Source organism: Chitinophagaceae bacterium (assembly GCA_016713085.1).
Taxonomy (GTDB): domain Bacteria; phylum Bacteroidota; class Bacteroidia; order Chitinophagales; family Chitinophagaceae; genus Lacibacter.
Window position 1 is genome coordinate 1,873,015 of the sequence record JADJPV010000001.1, and the last position, 15,967, is coordinate 1,888,981.

The window sequence follows — 15,967 nt, forward strand, 5'->3', positions numbered from 1 at the left end:
TTTTTGGATTAATGTTTGTCGTAATTCTAAAGATTTTTCTCGACGTAATTGAAATTGATGGAGTCCAAGAATTTCTCAGAAATATACCTTACCCAATTCCATGACCCATGCGGTTTAAATAACAAAAACCTGCTGTTTTTATAATTTATATAATCTCCAAAATCAGTGAATGTATAATCAAGTGAATGAGATAAGGCATTTTCTATAAGTGTGTCATAGTTAAATGAAACAATCATTGCTTTTTCATCCCAGCCTTTTGTGATTAAGTAATTTTCTAAAGACTGAAAGAAACTTGAATAATTGTTTTTTCTATTATTCCTGCATGTAGTTGACAGGTGTCTGAATAGATAGTGGAGATAATATTGAGTATCGATCAGTTTATTCAGGAGTTTTGGGTTATGTGTATTTTTTATATTATTCCATTGCTCCTGAAAAAAGATTTCAATATTTTTTGACTGTAAAATTTGAGATGATAAACTTTCTACACCTTTGAATTGACTAATTAAGTTTGAGAAAGTATCGGAGAAAAGATCGTTACCAAGCGGAGGTCTGACTGAATCTTCCTGATCAAATGTGTAATCCAAAGATGCACCAGCTCCAAAAATCACCATGATTTTTGTTTTAGGAGAACCCTCTATTACATAGCTTGGAGGATTTGGTGTAACTCGTTGCTTATTTCGGGGATAAATTGGCTCAATTTTATCAATCTGTTCAGGTAAAATTAAATGACCTATGCTGCCTGCTGTACTCTCTTTATTTGACTGGTTTCTATTAACTATATACCATTTATTGTTTTCCTGCTCGGGGTAACCAATCAGTAACCCGCCGTGATACAAAATGAAAGGTATACTTATCATTTGGGCTGAGTTGTATTAGTTCAATTTCTGTCATTGCTTTAATTATAGAGGGATAAAGAAAACTCTAAAATGAAAGTAGTTAAAGTTTAAATTTCAGAGAAATTAAGAGTATAAATTAACTGAAAAACTAACTCCAAAGAGATTCATTACGCCAATCGGGTGTAAAACCCAATTTCGTGTAGTCAACTGACGGGAATTCTTTCGTGAGTTTAACGATGTTTTCTTTAAAAGTTGAACTGTTATTACATATACCTAAAAGAAATTGCACACAACTTAATACGGCATATAATGAATCGTTTTGAACAAGATCTGCTTCAGCTAAGAATTGACGGCTTCTTTTTAGCGGAAGTGATGGAGCAATTGTAATTCTTGAATATACCAGCCGTGAATGATGTGCACATTTATTCCGAATGAAACTAAAACAATGGAGCCATGAAATCATGTGTTTTTTTGTGAGATTAAAGGCTTCGAAAATTTGTGTTTTTTCAGGGGAGGGTTTTAAGTTTTCAAACATCAGTGAAAGTGTACCAAATGTTATCATTTCCATCATCATCCAGGAAGGAGGATGCAAAGGTTCGTAGGTTTTTTTATAATGTTTTAAAAAGAATTCTTCCGGAGCTTCAAGTTCTTTTTCAATCGTTGACAGAAAATCTGAATGATTAAAGAGTTTAGGAATATCTGTTCCAACTATTGTATCTCTGATTATTGTTTTTCTTTCTGCCTCTGAAATAAAATGAGAAGAATCTGTATACCAATGGGGCCCATGGGCTAGTGACATTATATTTGACAACTGGGTTTTTACAGAAATTTCTATATTTTCAAGTGCTTCGAATAAAATCATTTTTAACTTTCTGTCGAACAGATAAGTATCACGGATCATTTCAAAAGTTGTATCAGGAATATATTTGCCATCACCAGCTTTAAAGGTTATTGAATAATTCCTGAAACGAAAATAACTGATATGCGAGAGCCATTGCACAGCCATTTCTTCGTCCTGAATAAGAAGCCCTTTTTGCTGAAGTGAAATGATTTGTTCCTGTATACTTAATGGAGCAGCAGTATATGGTATTTTTGAAGAAGGCAGCATAGGTTATAAATAAAAAAAAACCCGCCAGAGTTGCGCTTTATTCTTTTGGAACAAGAGGCTTGACGAGTGTTGTTAACACAAAAATACACAGAATTAACAACAATTGCAATATAATGCAACTTGGTTTTTAAAACACTGACTTACAGTTTTTTATAATCAATCCTTTGCAGAAAATAATGGCTGCGGACTATAAAATGGGGGATGTAGTGGTGATTTTTATGGGAAGGCATATGCTAAAATATGCCATGTTCTATTTCTTTTGAAAATTTTTACAGAGCCTTCTCTGGCATGAAATCTTTCGGGGAGCATTTGAATAGCTTGGCTAATTCATTGAGATGACCAGTGTTGTATTTAGCAATAAAGTTGGGACTTTCAATATGACCGATATAGCCTTTTGAAAGGTTTAAGTGAATTGCAATATCGTCCTGAGATAAATCATTATCTGTTCTCATTTGCCTTACTTGACAAATGATATACCAATCAATCTTATTTTTAAGATTTTTCCTGCCCATTGATAGGCGCAAGAACGATAAACTAAATACTTTGTATGCCTATATTAATATAGGCAAATTTGTATATTTACATATCCAAAGGAAAATAAGTTGATTCCTATTGGGTAGAATTTATTTTTGCGAATTCTTCAATGAATTTGAAGCTTTCGCTTTGAGTCTTGTCTTGGAAACCTCGCAATTTTTCATTTGACACAAGACGATAAGCAAGAGCTCACGTTAAGGCGTGGGCTCCCTTATTGTGTCAAAGGGCTCTGCGAGGGCCTCCAAGCCGGTAAGTGGAGTTCTACGCTTTTTTCTTCTCTTACAAGGACTCTTTTTACTCACCGCTAAATCCATAGCTATGCTAAAAGGAGTGAGGGCAGAAGAGGGGTCTGTTATACAGGCATTCCAGAACGGAGATGAAAAGGGATTTACTTATTTCTTCCGGCAGGTTTATCCAGAGCTTTGTGTGTTTGCCCAACGTTATGTTCCTGATATTGCTATTGCAGAAGATGTGGTGAGTGAAAGCTTTTTAAAAGTGTGGGAGAAGCATGAGGGATTTACGAATGCGACAGCACTGAGAAGTTATTTGTACAGAACGGTGTATCATGGTTGTTTGCGTTGGTTAGAGAAGGAGAAGAGGAGGGAGAAGGTTGAGGTAAAGGATGAGGATGAGGTTGAGGAGAAGGCAGAGGAAGAGAATTATTTAGTGAACATTATACGTACTGAAACCATCCGGGAATTGTATGCGGCGGTGAATACGTTACCGAAGGAATGTAAAAAGGTTTTTGATTTACTGTATGTGGAATGGAAGAGTGTGAGGGAGGCGGCTGAGGAACTTGCGGTTTCTATCAGTACGGTGAAGGCGCAGAAGGCAAGGGGTTTGCAGTTACTGAGATTGAAGATTCATTTATTATTTGTAGCTGGATATGTGTTCATGCAAGCATGAACCAGGTTTCTTTTTCTTTTGTTCCGACGCTTCGGTCGGTATGTAAACACTTCTCCAATACTTCGGCTATCGCTCAGTAGAAACAAAAAGAGCCCGCCATCGGACACCCCACGATGGCGGATCGTTCCCTGATTAAGCAGTAATGCTACTGTGGTTAACAGCAGAGGAATTTCTTATCATCATCTCAGACTTGGGCAGTATGATTTTCTTCAATCGGTTTGTTTATTCGATTATTTATTTTGTGAGGCAGTGAAAAGTTGACTTATGTCAAGTTCAATCAAAATTTATTTTCTTATTCTTTAGTCCTTTTAAAGGGTTTGTGGATTTTTACTGTATACAGGGGCCGGAAAATATTTTATCTTAATAGCATGAAAGACATTGAAGGCAATAACAGGGAAGAGGAGGCGCAACGGATCGCTTATTTAACGGCCGGTTTTATTAAGCGTACACTTAATGATGCAGAGCATGATGAGCTGGATGCATGGATCACTGCAAGTGATGCAAATCAGCGATTGTTTGAAGAACTGATCAGTCCGGAAGGAATTGCAAAAGGTATGCAGGAAAGAAATGCGATTGATACGGAAGCAGCCCTGCAAAAAATCAAAGAACAAATTCGTTTTCAACCACAGGAAGAAAAGAAAGGAAAAGTATTTCAACTGTTTTACCGTGCAGCTGCGGCTGTTGTGCTGATTGCAGGGGCTTACCTGATTTATACAATGATGAACCGAAAACCAAACCCTGAGCGGGTAACTGTACAGACCAATGCCATACAGCCAGGCGGGAACTACGCCCTGTTCACTTTGGGAACCGGAAAAAAAATCAGGCTTGCGGATATGAAGAATGGTTTGATTGATTCAACAGACGGCAGCGAGGTATTGAAAGTTGCTGATGGACAATTAAGCTATGTAGATAATGAACAAACCAATGAAGAACAGCATTTGCTTACAACTCCTATTGGAGGACAATACAATGTTTTATTACCAGACGGAAGCAGGGTGTGGTTAAATGCAGCATCGAGTTTGAAATATCCTGTAAGTTTTCACGGAAAGGAAAGAGTGGTTGAATTAACAGGAGAGGGATATTTTGAAGTAAAACCCTAGCCTCCCGCATGAGCGGGACAGGCTCTAAAGGGGGACAAGAAAAAATGCAATTTATTGTAAAGGTGAATGGTATTGAAGTTGAGGTAGTGGGAACGCATTTTAATATCAATGCGTATAAGGATGATGCGGTTGTGAAGACTACGTTGTTAGAAGGGAAGGTGAAGGTGAGAAGAAAGCCGGGAGGCGATGGTCGTGAGTCGGCAGTCGGGAGACGTGAGGAAGAAGGCGTGAGTGGTGAAGTGATTTTACAACCGGGGGAACAGGCTGTAGCAGGAATGAACGGAGTGATTACATTGAATAAGGGAATCAATACAGAAGAGATTATTGCCTGGAAAAACGGATGGTTTTATTTTAAAGATGCTTCGATAGAAACTGTAATGCAACAGGCGGCAAGATGGTATAATATAGAAGTTGTTTACCAAATAAAAATCAAGCAGCATTTTAATGCAGAAGTATTACGCAGTGAATCAATTGAAAAACTGCTGAAGCTTCTTGAACTTACGGATGCTGTTCATTTCAAGATTGAAAACAAAACGATTTATGTATTACCCTGACGGATAGAAAGCAGGGTTAGTACCAAACAAAACGGGAAGTGGTGGAACACTTCCCGAACTGCCGAAGCGGTGTTTGGGTTAACCCAATACAATTGATTGTGACATGAACTGCGATTAAGTAACCCAAACCAAACAAAAGTATGGAATTGTATGCTTTTCCATTCCTGTATTACAGGTACCGGAAACAGAACCGACAAACTGTTATAACCATGAAACTGCTATGCCTGCTGCTCATAGCCACCTTCTTTAAAACACATGCAGGAGGTTTTGCACAAACGATTGATTTGTCTGTCGATCAGGTTTCCTTAGAAACTGTCTTTAAAGAAATCAAAAAACAAACAGGGTACCGATTTATTTATATGAAAGAACAACTGCGTGCCACAAAGCCGGTAAGTATTCATGTACAGAAGGCAGGGCTAAAGCAGGTACTTGATTTGTGTTTTTATCAACAGCCTTTCCGTTATGTTATTGAAGACAGATATATCATTGTGCAACCATTAAAAGAAGAGAAGATTGAAACAGACAAAAAACAACTGATTGATATCAGAGGAAGAGTTGTTGATGAAAGAGGAGATGCAGTGAGCGGCGTTACTGTAAAAATAAAAGATACTAATACTGCAACTGCTACTGATGCTGATGGTATGTTTCAATTCAAAGGGATTGAAGATGGGTCTGTGCTGTTATTCAGCGGAACAAATGTTGAAGATTATACTTTCCGGATTACAGACAACAAGGATTTAATTATACGATTGAAAACAAAAATCGGGAAGCTGGATGAGGTACAGGTGATTGCTTATGGAAGTACCACACAACGAATGAATACAGGTAATGTGAGCAAGATCAGCAGCTCTGTTATTGAACGGCAACCTGTAGCGAATCCAGTAGCCGCCTTACAGGGAAGGGCAGCCGGTGTGTTTGTAACAACACAGAACGGAATGCCGGGAGGCAATGTAAGTGTTCAGATAAGAGGGAAGGGTTCCATTAATGCAGGAACAGATCCATTGTATGTAATAGATGGTGTACCATTTGGCAGTACTCCTTTGAGCAATGGATTTAATGTGCTCAGTACAGGTATCAATGGAGCCATCAGCCCATTGAACAGTATTAATCCTTCTGATATTGAAAGCATTGAAATTTTAAAAGATGCAGATGCCACTGCGATCTATGGTTCAAGAGCTGCGAATGGTGTTGTACTGATTACCACCAAGAAAGGAAAAGCTGGAAAAACAAGATTTGATGTTTCTGTTTATACGGGGTTCAATGAAGTTTCTGCTTTCCCTGCCATGCTTGGACTAAGTGATTATTTACGATTACGCAGAGAAGGTTTTACAAATGACAATGTACTGCCCACTACAAGCAATGCATACGATTTATTAGTATGGGACACAACTAAAGGAACTGACTGGGCCGATTATATTTTAGGAGGAAGGGCTTCTGTTACCAATGTTCAGTTATCTGTTTCGGGAGGGAATGAACAAACGAATTTCAGGATTGGAGGAAATTACCGGAAAGAAGGAACAGTATTGCCCGGGCATGAGGTATATCAGCGTGGTGGCGCACATTTTGTGCTGCAGCATCAAACCAGTGATCATAAATTTCAAGTGACCCTTAAAAGCAGTTACAGTACAGATGATAACAACCTGCTTGCTTCTTCTGTGTTCAGCATCTTAACATTACCTCCCAATCTGCCCATGTATGACCAGGCAGGAAATTATAACTGGACAGGGATTAATGATGTAAATCCTGCTGCTGTTTTAAAACAGACTTCAAACAGTAAAGCAAAAAATTTACTGACCAATCTTTTACTTCAATATGATTTTGGAAAAGGGGTTCGTTTTAAAACCAGTATCGGTTATCAAACGATTGATCTTGACCAGGTGATGTTATTCCCGAAGGCTACTATTAATCCGCTTATTGGTTCTGAGAGTACTGCTCATTATGGTGATAACAGGAATTCTGTTTTTTCGATTGAGCCTCAATTAGAATATACTCATTCGTTTCAGTATTCAACATTCAGTGTGTTAACAGGAGCTGCATTTCAGAATAACGTGCGTGAAGGAAGCCTGGTAACAGGAAAGAATTACAGTAATGAAAATTTACTTGCATTTGCCGGGGCGGCGGGAACTATATCAGCAACGAACAGTTACAGTCAGTATAAATATGCATCCCTATTTAGCAGGGTGCATTATGATTATAAAGAAAAGTATTTGCTGAATGTAAACTTCAGAAGGGATGGATCTTCCCGTTTCGGACCGGGTAAGCGGTTTGGCAATTTTGGTTCGGTTGGTGCGGCATGGGTGTTTAACAGGGAGGTATTTTTCAAAGACATTTCTTTTGTGAGTTATGGTAAGTTAAGAGCCAGTTTTGGGCTTACAGGAAATGATCTGATACCGGGTTATCAATACCTGAGTACGTATGGTACAAACGGAACAAACTACCAGGGAGTAACGGGGCTTGCGCCAACGAGAACTGCGAATGCAAATTTTGGATGGGAGAGTAATCGAAAGTTTGAAGCAGCCCTGGAAGCCGGGTTTCTTAAAAACAGGATACTGTTTAATCTTGTGTATTATCAGCATAGAAGCGGTAACCAATTAATTGATTATCCATTGCCTTATACAAGCGGTCCGTTTGGAAGTTATCTTGCCAACCTGCCAGCTTTGATTGAGAACAGGGGATGGGAGTTTGATTTTACCACTACTGTTATACGTAATGAGAAAATCAGTTTATCCGTTACAGGAAATATCAGTTTACCGAAGAACGAACTGCTGAAATATCCCGGCCTTGCTTCTTCCAGTTTTGCCTATACTTATGTGATTGGAGAAGACCTTTCCATCCGCAAGACACTTCATTTTACAGGTATCAATACTCAAACAGGTTTGCCGGAATATGAAGATGTAAATAAAGATGGAGTTGTCAGTTTGCCAGGAGATTATGTAATTGCGGGAAAAACATCTCCTGATTATTATGGTGGTTTTGGAACTGAGTTCCGCTATAAGCAATTTGAACTATCACTGTTTTTTCAATACAGTAAGCAATTTGCAACAGGCAGTTCAACTATTGCAGGAACAAGGAGTAATAAGTTTGCGATTGCAATGAGCAGGTGGCAAAAGCCAGGTGATATTACAACTATTGGAAAAGCCGCTGTTACTGTAACAAGTGCTTATACGAATCTTGCACAATCGGATGCTGTATTTTATAATGCCTCTTATTTACGATTTAAAAATATATCTGCTGCCTACCAACTGCCGACAAGAATCATTTCCAGGCTTAAACTGCAGCAAATCCGTTTTTATCTTGAAGCACAGAATTTATTTACATGGCGCAGGCAGGGAAATTTATATGACCCTGAAACAGCTAATACGGGGATTGCTCCCATGAAGACTATTGCCGCAGGTATTCAACTCAACTTTTAATTTACTGTTATGAAAAAATATTTGACAGGGTTCTATGGGTTTATTATTCTGACCAGTTTTATTTCCTGTTCTAAACTGGTTGAAACAGGCGTACCTAAAACGCAGCTAACAACTGCAAATGTTTTTAACGATGACCAGTCTGCAACAGCTGTTGTTTCTTCCATCTATGCACAGTTTAATACAGGAATTTCAGGGAATGTGAGCACTCATTTTGGATTGTATACAGATGAATTGAATACAACCAGCTCTAATGCATCCACTCTTGAATATTACAACGGATCGGTTTCCGCTATCAACAGTACAAACCTTATGGTATGGCGGGGTTTTTATTCGGTGATATATCAATGCAATGCTTTACTGGAACGTATTGATGATGTACCGGCAATTACAAATGCTGTGAGAAAACAATTAAAGGGAGAATGTTTATTTCTAAGGGCACTCTGTTTGTTTTATTCAGTGAATATATACGGCGATATTCCACTTTTGGTTACAACTGATTTAGGTGTAACCTCTGTTGCACCCAGAAGTACTGTTACCGAAATCTACCAGCAAATTGAAAAAGATTTACAGGATGCAAAAATGCTGTTACCTGAAACCTATGTAAATGCGGAAAAAGTAAGAGCAAATAAATGGGCAGTTGCCGCTTTGCAATCAAGAGTTTATCTTTTTCAGAAAAAATGGGTGCAGGCTGAAGCAGCTGCAACAGAAGTAATTGCCTCCGGTATTTATGATTCTTCTATTCCATTGAACAGCATTTTTTTAAAGAACAGTAAGGAAACCATTCTCCAGTTCTGGACGCAAAACGGGTTTACACAAACAGGGAATTTATTTATACCAAGCGGAAGCTCAACTCCGGGTTATTTTTTACCTGATGGACTACTGAACAGTTTTGAAATTGGGGATCAACGCAAAACAGCCTGGCTGAAAACAGCAGTAATTGGAGTGCAATCTTATACTTATCCCTATAAATATAAAAACAGAAGTACAACTACAGGGATCAATGCTGAATATGTTATGTTGCTACGATTAAGTGAACAATACCTGAACCGTGCAGAAGCAAGGGCTGAACAGGATAACCTGACAGGTGCCAAAGCTGATCTTGATGTGATCAGAATAAGGGCGGGATTGCCAAACAGTATTGCAGTTACAAAGAATGCATTGCTGCTTTTAATAGAACAGGAACGGAAGGTTGAATTTTTTGGAGAGTGGGGGCAACGTTTTTTTGATTTGAAACGAACTGAACGTTTAACAATTATTAACCAGGCGATAAAGCCAAACTGGAAAGCAGGTTCAGTACTGCTTCCAATACCACAGTACGAGGTTTTGAATAATCCCAATCTGCAGCAGAACCCCGGGTATTAAGACAATTTATTTATCAGATCATTTAATTCATTCAAACAATGAAAAGGTTATTCTTTGCACTCTGCTTTTGCAGTGTATGTTTTTATGCCCATACACAAAACAATAAAGTACTTCGTATAGGTGATACATTACCTGCCATTACTGTTACTGTTTTAAGCGGTGACGGAGTATTAAACATTCCACTTGCCAGTTTCTATAAGGACAAACCGGTGATCCTCGATTTCTGGGCGACCTGGTGCGGCTCCTGTGTAAAGACAATGGCAGAGGCAGATTCACTTATAAAAAAATCAGGTAATGGATTTGGATTAGTACCAATCAGTTATGAAGACCGGAAAACAGTGGGGGCATTTGTCAAAAAAAATAAAGTGATGCAAAAATTACCCTTCTCTTATGTAGCAGAGGATACAATATTGATGGGAAGAATGATCAGCTTCAAACAACTGCCGCATGAGGTTTGGGTGGGGAAGGATGGAGTGATTAAGGCAATTACTTATGCAGAGGAGTTGACGACAGAGAATACAGATGCGTTTGTTAAGAATGAAGTATTGTATTTACCTGTAAAAAATGATCTTGTTGATTTTGATCTGTCCAAACCTTTGCCAGTTGAGTCAAAAGAAATACTGTACCGTTCAGTATTGACAGCTTATAAGCCTGGTATTTCAGCATCGATTGGAAGCTTTAGTCCAGCTTACACACAACATATTTTAGTAAGCAGGTTTTCTGCCTTTAACAGCAGTATTCTGCAAATGTTTTATGCAGCCTTTTCACAAAGCAGAGGGTTAATAAAAAAAGAGCGAGTAGAACTGCACATTAAAGATTCAACAGGATTAGATCCATATGAATATTTACAACATGGAACAAGGAGGCAAAGAATTCCTTATCTATATTGTTATGAACGGATACTTCCACAAAAAGTAACCGAAGATGTTTTTTATAAGGGATTGTTGAACGATCTGAATCAACTCTTTCCCTTTAATGCAAATATTGAGAAAAGAAAAATGATGTGCTGGGTGCTGGTTAACCGGCAACCCAAAATGAATCCAGGAACTAAAGGGTTTGCACCAAAAACAAAATGGCTACAGGGAAACATAACAAATTTTACCAACCAAACAATGGCAGTGCTTGTTGATTACCTGAATTGGAATATGAACATGGCTGTTATAGATGAGAGTGGTTTTTTAAAATCATTTGATATGGATTTGGATATCGATGCAATTATTCAGAATAACCGTGTTGTACTAAATACAGAAAAAGTACAACTCAATTTACGGAGGTATGGGTTTGAGCTTGTACAGGAAGAAAGAATGACGGATGTACTTGTTATCAGAGAAAAGAACTTATAGCCGAAATTTAAAAACGCCTGCTGTTTCAAACAGCAGGCGTTCGCTTTTAAGGGTTCGCTTTCAAAATGTAAAGACTTTGAGGAGTACCCTCATCGTCGTAAGCTCTTGCACAAATTATATCATCATCTTCCGGACAACCGAATTCAATTCTTGCCTGCGCTTCTGTACCGGTAAATGTAACCGCCGGAACCAATTCAGCACTGCCATCATTCATGTACTTATGCCAGGTGAATGACAGGGCAGCCTTGTTTTCTTTTTTGCTGTTCATGTGGTGAAAAGCACTGAGGCTAATCACAAACATAAGAGCGAATAAACCCAATAATAAACGTTTCATGTGATTTTAATTTTGAATGATTACTGTACCTACTCTTTTCTACAGGTTTTCGGTTAGCCCTGTTTATTGCAATAAAAAATTTGTTCAGATTTTCAATCCACTAAGTTTCTAAAATGTTTTGCCAGCAACCAAATTGATTGCAATGGAAAACGGAAATGAATACATGGGAATCGGAATTAAACATTATTTCTTTTTCACAGAGCTGGGCTTAAATCCATAGTGTTTGATAAATGCTGCAGTAAAATCGGATGGACGATAACCTGTAAGAGCCGCTGTTTCTTTTACTGATTTTCCTTCCTGTAACCAGATAACTGCTTTCTTCATCCGCAGGAGTATGAGATATTCATAGGGCCCCATTCCATATACTTTTTTGAAGGCAAGTTTAAACGTGGTTTCATTGAGAGCAATTTTCTTTGCCAGTTCGGGAATGCGAATATGAGCAGTGATGTCTTTCGTAATAATCTGTTCTGCCAATGTAACTGCTTCGATTTCTTTTTGAGATAACTGTTTTTCAAAGTTGTTCGTGTTGCTTACTTGCAGCATCAGGTAGAACAGAATATCTTTTATCCTGGTATCATAGAAATATTGTCTCAGTTGCGTTTCATAGGTGCAGTTTATAATTGATTGTACAGCATCGAGGATTTCAATGCCAGACCAAAAGGCTGGTGAGACCGAATAATGAATCTGCTTTTCAGACAGATACTGTTCATGTAACTGCGGAAAAAAAGGAAGCAGTTCTTCCAATAATGATGTAGAGAAAAGAATGGTTATTGATGTATAGATACCCGGCTTGTTGAAAGTTGTTATTATTTCAGGAGAGACAGATTTCAAAACAATGCATTGATTTTTGAATAATGTCCATTGAAGACCGGAAGATGAGTATGCAGTTTGGTTTCCCTTTAACAGAATGTGCTGATACCAACCGGAGAAATCTGTTTTTGTTTTATATGCGAAAGGTTCGTGCAGTTCAGCTACAGCATACAAAAGTGAAAAGCCAGGAGCATTGTATTCCTGAATTGTTAGTGCACCAAATTTATCCTGTACAGACAATAGTGTGCTGCCCGGAAGACGGATGCCTGAAAATGAATCAGGCAGAAGTTCGTTCCAAACAAGTTCCTTATTAGTCAGTGTTTCATGGCGGCTGGTCATGGTGTAATTAAGGCCAATGCTGAAAGTAAGATAAAAAAAAACGGGGAAACAAGAATTACACTGAATTTTGAAATTATTTGATATATAGCAAGTACAGAATAAAAGGGTTGGCAGGACAACCCAGAGAAAGTTTCCATTCTTTCTTTAATTTTAAACTTATGACTTACAGATTATTTATAAAAAATATGGTTTGTAGCCGTTGTATACTGGTAGTTAAACAGGAACTTGATAAACTGAAGTTGGCAACAACCCGGGTAAGTATGGGCGAAGTAGAGTTTGCTAAAACCCCAACAGAGAAACAGTTAAGTATTTTGAATGAAAGATTAAAAGAAACCGGATTTGAGATATTAGATAACCAGAAACAAAAGCAAATTGAAACCATCAAAAACAAACTGATCAAAAAAATACAGTCAGGAGAAGTGGAGGAACATTTCAGTATCAGTGATTTCCTGAGCAAGGCCATACAAAAAGACTACAGTTATATTTCCCGCCTATTTTCTGAGGTAGAAGGCATTACTGTTGAACAGTATTTTATTCTGCAGAAAACAGAAAAGGTAAAAGAGTGGCTTGTGTACGGAGAGCTGAACCTCAGTGAAATTTCATTCCGTTTAGGATACAGCAGTGTAGCTCACTTATCGGCACAATTTAAAAAAGTTACCGGGTTAACGGCAAGCCATTTTAAAAAACTTGGCAGTTCAAACCGGCATGCACTGGATAAAGTACATTACAAACAGGTATAAATTTTTTCCATAATTCTGTAACAATGTACCGTGATGCAGAGCAGAACTTTGTGTTCTAATATTTTAATTATGACACATACTTATTCTGTAAGCGGAATGACCTGCAGCAGTTGCCAGTCAAAAGTGCAGGATTTATTATCAAAGGTTACCGGGGTTCAACATGTATCTATTGATTTAGCAAAGGCAGAGGCTGTTATTGAAATGGACAAACATATTGCCACAAGTGAATTTAAGCAAGCACTAAAAAATTATCCAAAGTACCAGTTAAATGAAATACTTCAACCGCAAAGAGTTGAACTTTCATTTCCAGAAGCAGATGTGTCAAAGACATGGTTTGAAACCTACAAGCCTATTGTATTAATCTTTGCCTACATAACAGGAACCAGTTTGCTGGCTGAATGGATGAACGGAGCATTTACCCCCATGCGGTGGATGAATCATTTCATGACGGGCTTTTTCTTAGTCTTTTCATTTTTTAAATTACTTAATCTCAGGGGCTTTGCAGAGAGCTACAGCATGTATGATATCATTGCAAAGAAATGGAACGGCTGGGGCTATATCTATGCTTTTACTGAACTTGCTTTGGGGATTGCTTTTCTTACAGGGTTTAACCCCCTGCTTACCAACAGCATTACATTTGTTATTATGACTGTGAGCATCATCGGGGTATTGCAAAGTGTATTGAATAAACGTACAATTAAATGTGCCTGTTTAGGGGATGTGTTTAACCTGCCGATGAGTACGGTTACTATCATTGAAGATGCCTTAATGATTGTTATGAGTGTGGCAATGCTGCTGGCAATCTTTATGGAATGATAAAAACACAAGCAGCAGGGTAAAGTTTTGCGAATCTTTGATACCCATTTTTGTTAAAGTAAGGATTGTTATAAGAAGGTAGAAATCATTAAACTATAAAAGATTCACAGAATTTTGTAACAATATTGATTAATTTAATTATACTTTTGTATTTTAATTCATGATGAAAAAGTTCGTTGTAACCATATTAGCCCTTATATATCTTGGCACTTCAACCGGCGCTACGATTCATATGCATTACTGTATGGGTAAGCTGGCCAGCTGGGGTTTGGGACATAATGAATCCAAGACCTGCGGCGAATGCGGCATGGAGAAAACTGATAAGAAAGATAATGGATGCTGCAAGGATGAACATCAATTTTTTAAGAATACTACGGATCAAAAGACGGTTGAAGCCAGTTTGCAGCTGATGCAGATTGTGGCAACATCATTACCTGTTTCTTTTATTGAAATTCCAGCTATAGGATTTACTTCTGTAACATAAGAGAACCCTTTAACTAATGCACCTCCCCGAAGTTATACTGTAGCGGTTTATATCCGTAACTGCGTTTTCCTTATTTAAATTTTACTCTTCTTTTATTGCCGGACAAAGTGTTTGTCGGGCTTTAGGCATTTCTGTATGAATTGCCCTGTAATTATTCCTTTCATTTAAAAACAAACAAAATGAAAACAATTAAAATGCTGATGATGGCAGCTTTTTCCATCATGACTATTACTGTTTTTCACAGAGTAAACTCGGAAAAACAGACACAATGAAAAATACTGTATTATATAGCTGCACAATGCACCCGGATGTGAACAGCAGCAAAGAAGGTAAGTGCCCTACCTGCGGTATGAAACTGGAGCTTTCAAAAAAGGAGCAAATGAAAAGGGGAGTAACCAACAACTATACCTGCCCTGTACATGCGGCTGTATTAACTAAAAATCCCGGCAAATGTCCAGAATGCGGAATGGATTTGAAACTCTCACCAAAAGAAAAAATGAATGTGAATATGCGGAATAATTTTACCTGCCCGATGCATGCTGATGTGGTTAGAGATAAGGATGGTAAGTGTCCCAAATGCGGAATGAATTTAACAAAGGTGAAAACAAAGTCTAAATCATCAAATTAATTAAAACATGAAAAAACTATTCTTCAGTTTAATCGCTGTCAGCACGATCGTCTTCACGGCGTGTAATAACAGTTCCACTAAAACTGAAACTGAAAAGCATGATATGGGTACTATGAGTAAAGACAACATGCAAGAGGCAACAGCCCCGGTTGATAAAGAGGTAAAAACAGTTGCTGTAACTTACACCAATGTTGATGTAAAGATTGCTGCTTCTATTAAAGAAATTGTTGATCATTACCTGCACATCAAAAATGCACTGGTCAATGATAATGGAAGTGAGGCTGCCGGTGGTGCAAAGGCAATGGAAGCTGTTATCAGCAAGCTCGATAAATCATTCTTTACTGCAGATCAGAAGCAAGTGTATGATGAAATGGAGGCAGACCTGAAAGAACATGCAGAGCATATCGGAAAGAATGGAGATAAGATCAAACATCAGCGTTCGCATTTTGCATCGTTAAGTGAAGATGTGTATGAACTGGTGAAAGCATTTGGCGGAGGCAGGGCTTTGTATCATGATCATTGCCCGATGTATAATGATAACAAAGGAGCCATGTGGATCAGTGAACTGAAGGAAGTGAAGAATCCTTATTACGGAGCGGAAATGCTTACATGCGGAACAGTTGAAGAAGCCATTCAATAACTAACAGGCAATTGATAATT

The 15,967-nt window shown here is 38.1% G+C and carries 16 protein-coding genes; 11 read left to right on the plus strand and 5 right to left on the minus strand.

The annotated features are described in order from the left end of the window. Positions 1 to 26: 26 nt before the first annotated feature. The 3 genes from IPK31_09140 to IPK31_09150 form a co-directional block, all read right to left on the minus strand. Complete coding sequence (locus IPK31_09140; GenBank protein ID MBK8088090.1) at positions 27 to 857, minus strand: hypothetical protein; 831 nt, start codon at positions 855 to 857, stop codon at positions 27 to 29. A gap of 127 nt (positions 858 to 984) precedes the next feature. Next, entirely contained in the window at positions 985 to 1,944 is a 960-nt protein-coding gene (locus IPK31_09145; GenBank protein MBK8088091.1) for an Abi family protein, read from the minus strand. A 269-nt stretch (positions 1,945 to 2,213) separates the two neighbouring features. Beyond that, a complete protein-coding gene (locus tag IPK31_09150) occupies positions 2,214 to 2,456 on the minus strand; it encodes a helix-turn-helix transcriptional regulator (GenBank protein MBK8088092.1) in 243 nt (80 codons plus the stop codon). Between the two features lie 340 nt (positions 2,457 to 2,796). Here IPK31_09150 and IPK31_09155 point away from each other — a divergent pair, with 340 nt between their 5' ends. From IPK31_09155 to IPK31_09180, 6 genes are all read left to right on the plus strand, one after another. Continuing rightward, positions 2,797 to 3,384 carry an RNA polymerase sigma-70 factor gene (locus tag IPK31_09155; protein MBK8088093.1) on the plus strand — a complete coding sequence of 196 codons (588 nt, stop codon included), beginning with the start codon at positions 2,797 to 2,799 and terminating at the stop codon, positions 3,382 to 3,384. A gap of 368 nt (positions 3,385 to 3,752) precedes the next feature. Further along, positions 3,753 to 4,484 (plus strand): FecR domain-containing protein, encoded by a 732-nt coding sequence (locus IPK31_09160; protein MBK8088094.1) that lies wholly within the window; start codon positions 3,753 to 3,755, stop codon positions 4,482 to 4,484. Between the two features lie 44 nt (positions 4,485 to 4,528). Continuing rightward, positions 4,529 to 5,038 (plus strand): DUF4974 domain-containing protein, encoded by a 510-nt coding sequence (locus IPK31_09165; GenBank protein ID MBK8088095.1) that lies wholly within the window; start codon positions 4,529 to 4,531, stop codon positions 5,036 to 5,038. 209 nt (positions 5,039 to 5,247) lie between these two features. After that, complete coding sequence (locus IPK31_09170; protein ID MBK8088096.1) at positions 5,248 to 8,451, plus strand: SusC/RagA family TonB-linked outer membrane protein; 3,204 nt, start codon at positions 5,248 to 5,250, stop codon at positions 8,449 to 8,451. Between the two features lie 9 nt (positions 8,452 to 8,460). Next, positions 8,461 to 9,813 carry a RagB/SusD family nutrient uptake outer membrane protein gene (locus tag IPK31_09175; GenBank protein MBK8088097.1) on the plus strand — a complete coding sequence of 451 codons (1,353 nt, stop codon included), beginning with the start codon at positions 8,461 to 8,463 and terminating at the stop codon, positions 9,811 to 9,813. Between the two features lie 38 nt (positions 9,814 to 9,851). Then, a complete protein-coding gene (locus IPK31_09180) occupies positions 9,852 to 11,156 on the plus strand; it encodes a redoxin domain-containing protein (protein MBK8088098.1) in 1,305 nt (434 codons plus the stop codon). 46 nt (positions 11,157 to 11,202) lie between these two features. On the opposite strand, the gene IPK31_09185 is transcribed toward IPK31_09180, so the two are convergent. Beyond that, positions 11,203 to 11,490, minus strand: coding sequence for a hypothetical protein (locus tag IPK31_09185; protein ID MBK8088099.1), 288 nt, complete (start codon positions 11,488 to 11,490; stop codon positions 11,203 to 11,205). Between the two features lie 183 nt (positions 11,491 to 11,673). Beyond that, positions 11,674 to 12,639 carry a helix-turn-helix transcriptional regulator gene (locus IPK31_09190; GenBank protein MBK8088100.1) on the minus strand — a complete coding sequence of 322 codons (966 nt, stop codon included), beginning with the start codon at positions 12,637 to 12,639 and terminating at the stop codon, positions 11,674 to 11,676. A gap of 185 nt (positions 12,640 to 12,824) precedes the next feature. Here IPK31_09190 and IPK31_09195 point away from each other — a divergent pair, with 185 nt between their 5' ends. The 5 genes from IPK31_09195 (at position 12,825) to IPK31_09215 (ending at position 15,947) form a co-directional block, all read left to right on the plus strand. Further along, on the plus strand, positions 12,825 to 13,379 hold the full coding sequence (locus IPK31_09195; GenBank protein ID MBK8088101.1) for a helix-turn-helix transcriptional regulator: 555 nt from the start codon (positions 12,825 to 12,827) through the stop codon (positions 13,377 to 13,379). A 69-nt stretch (positions 13,380 to 13,448) separates the two neighbouring features. Further along, a complete protein-coding gene (locus IPK31_09200) occupies positions 13,449 to 14,195 on the plus strand; it encodes a cation transporter (GenBank protein ID MBK8088102.1) in 747 nt (248 codons plus the stop codon). A gap of 163 nt (positions 14,196 to 14,358) precedes the next feature. Next, on the plus strand, positions 14,359 to 14,679 hold the full coding sequence (locus IPK31_09205) for a hypothetical protein (GenBank protein ID MBK8088103.1): 321 nt from the start codon (positions 14,359 to 14,361) through the stop codon (positions 14,677 to 14,679). Between the two features lie 268 nt (positions 14,680 to 14,947). Then, entirely contained in the window at positions 14,948 to 15,307 is a 360-nt protein-coding gene (locus tag IPK31_09210; GenBank protein MBK8088104.1) for a hypothetical protein, read from the plus strand. 7 nt (positions 15,308 to 15,314) lie between these two features. Then, positions 15,315 to 15,947: a DUF3347 domain-containing protein gene (locus tag IPK31_09215; protein MBK8088105.1), complete on the plus strand. Its 633-nt coding sequence runs from the start codon at positions 15,315 to 15,317 to the stop codon at positions 15,945 to 15,947. The last annotated feature ends 20 nt before the right edge of the window (positions 15,948 to 15,967 follow it).

What these genes read in the sequence shown, in the direction of transcription:
- IPK31_09140 (MBK8088090.1), bottom strand. Translation starts at nt 857, where the DNA reads ATGATAAGTATACCTTTCATTTTGTATCACGGCGGGTTACTGATTGGT.
- IPK31_09150 (MBK8088092.1), bottom strand. Translation starts at nt 2,456, where the DNA reads ATGGGCAGGAAAAATCTTAAAAATAAGATTGATTGGTATATCATTTGT.
- IPK31_09215 (MBK8088105.1), top strand. Translation starts at nt 15,315, where the DNA reads ATGAAAAAACTATTCTTCAGTTTAATCGCTGTCAGCACGATCGTCTTC.
- IPK31_09205 (MBK8088103.1), top strand. Translation starts at nt 14,359, where the DNA reads ATGAAAAAGTTCGTTGTAACCATATTAGCCCTTATATATCTTGGCACT.
- IPK31_09165 (MBK8088095.1), top strand. Translation starts at nt 4,529, where the DNA reads ATGCAATTTATTGTAAAGGTGAATGGTATTGAAGTTGAGGTAGTGGGA.
- IPK31_09180 (MBK8088098.1), top strand. Translation starts at nt 9,852, where the DNA reads ATGAAAAGGTTATTCTTTGCACTCTGCTTTTGCAGTGTATGTTTTTAT.
- IPK31_09175 (MBK8088097.1), top strand. Translation starts at nt 8,461, where the DNA reads ATGAAAAAATATTTGACAGGGTTCTATGGGTTTATTATTCTGACCAGT.
- IPK31_09160 (MBK8088094.1), top strand. Translation starts at nt 3,753, where the DNA reads ATGAAAGACATTGAAGGCAATAACAGGGAAGAGGAGGCGCAACGGATC.
- IPK31_09190 (MBK8088100.1), bottom strand. Translation starts at nt 12,639, where the DNA reads ATGACCAGCCGCCATGAAACACTGACTAATAAGGAACTTGTTTGGAAC.
- IPK31_09200 (MBK8088102.1), top strand. Translation starts at nt 13,449, where the DNA reads ATGACACATACTTATTCTGTAAGCGGAATGACCTGCAGCAGTTGCCAG.
- IPK31_09210 (MBK8088104.1), top strand. Translation starts at nt 14,948, where the DNA reads ATGAAAAATACTGTATTATATAGCTGCACAATGCACCCGGATGTGAAC.
- IPK31_09155 (MBK8088093.1), top strand. Translation starts at nt 2,797, where the DNA reads ATGCTAAAAGGAGTGAGGGCAGAAGAGGGGTCTGTTATACAGGCATTC.
- IPK31_09145 (MBK8088091.1), bottom strand. Translation starts at nt 1,944, where the DNA reads ATGCTGCCTTCTTCAAAAATACCATATACTGCTGCTCCATTAAGTATA.
- IPK31_09185 (MBK8088099.1), bottom strand. Translation starts at nt 11,490, where the DNA reads ATGAAACGTTTATTATTGGGTTTATTCGCTCTTATGTTTGTGATTAGC.
- IPK31_09195 (MBK8088101.1), top strand. Translation starts at nt 12,825, where the DNA reads ATGGTTTGTAGCCGTTGTATACTGGTAGTTAAACAGGAACTTGATAAA.
- IPK31_09170 (MBK8088096.1), top strand. Translation starts at nt 5,248, where the DNA reads ATGAAACTGCTATGCCTGCTGCTCATAGCCACCTTCTTTAAAACACAT.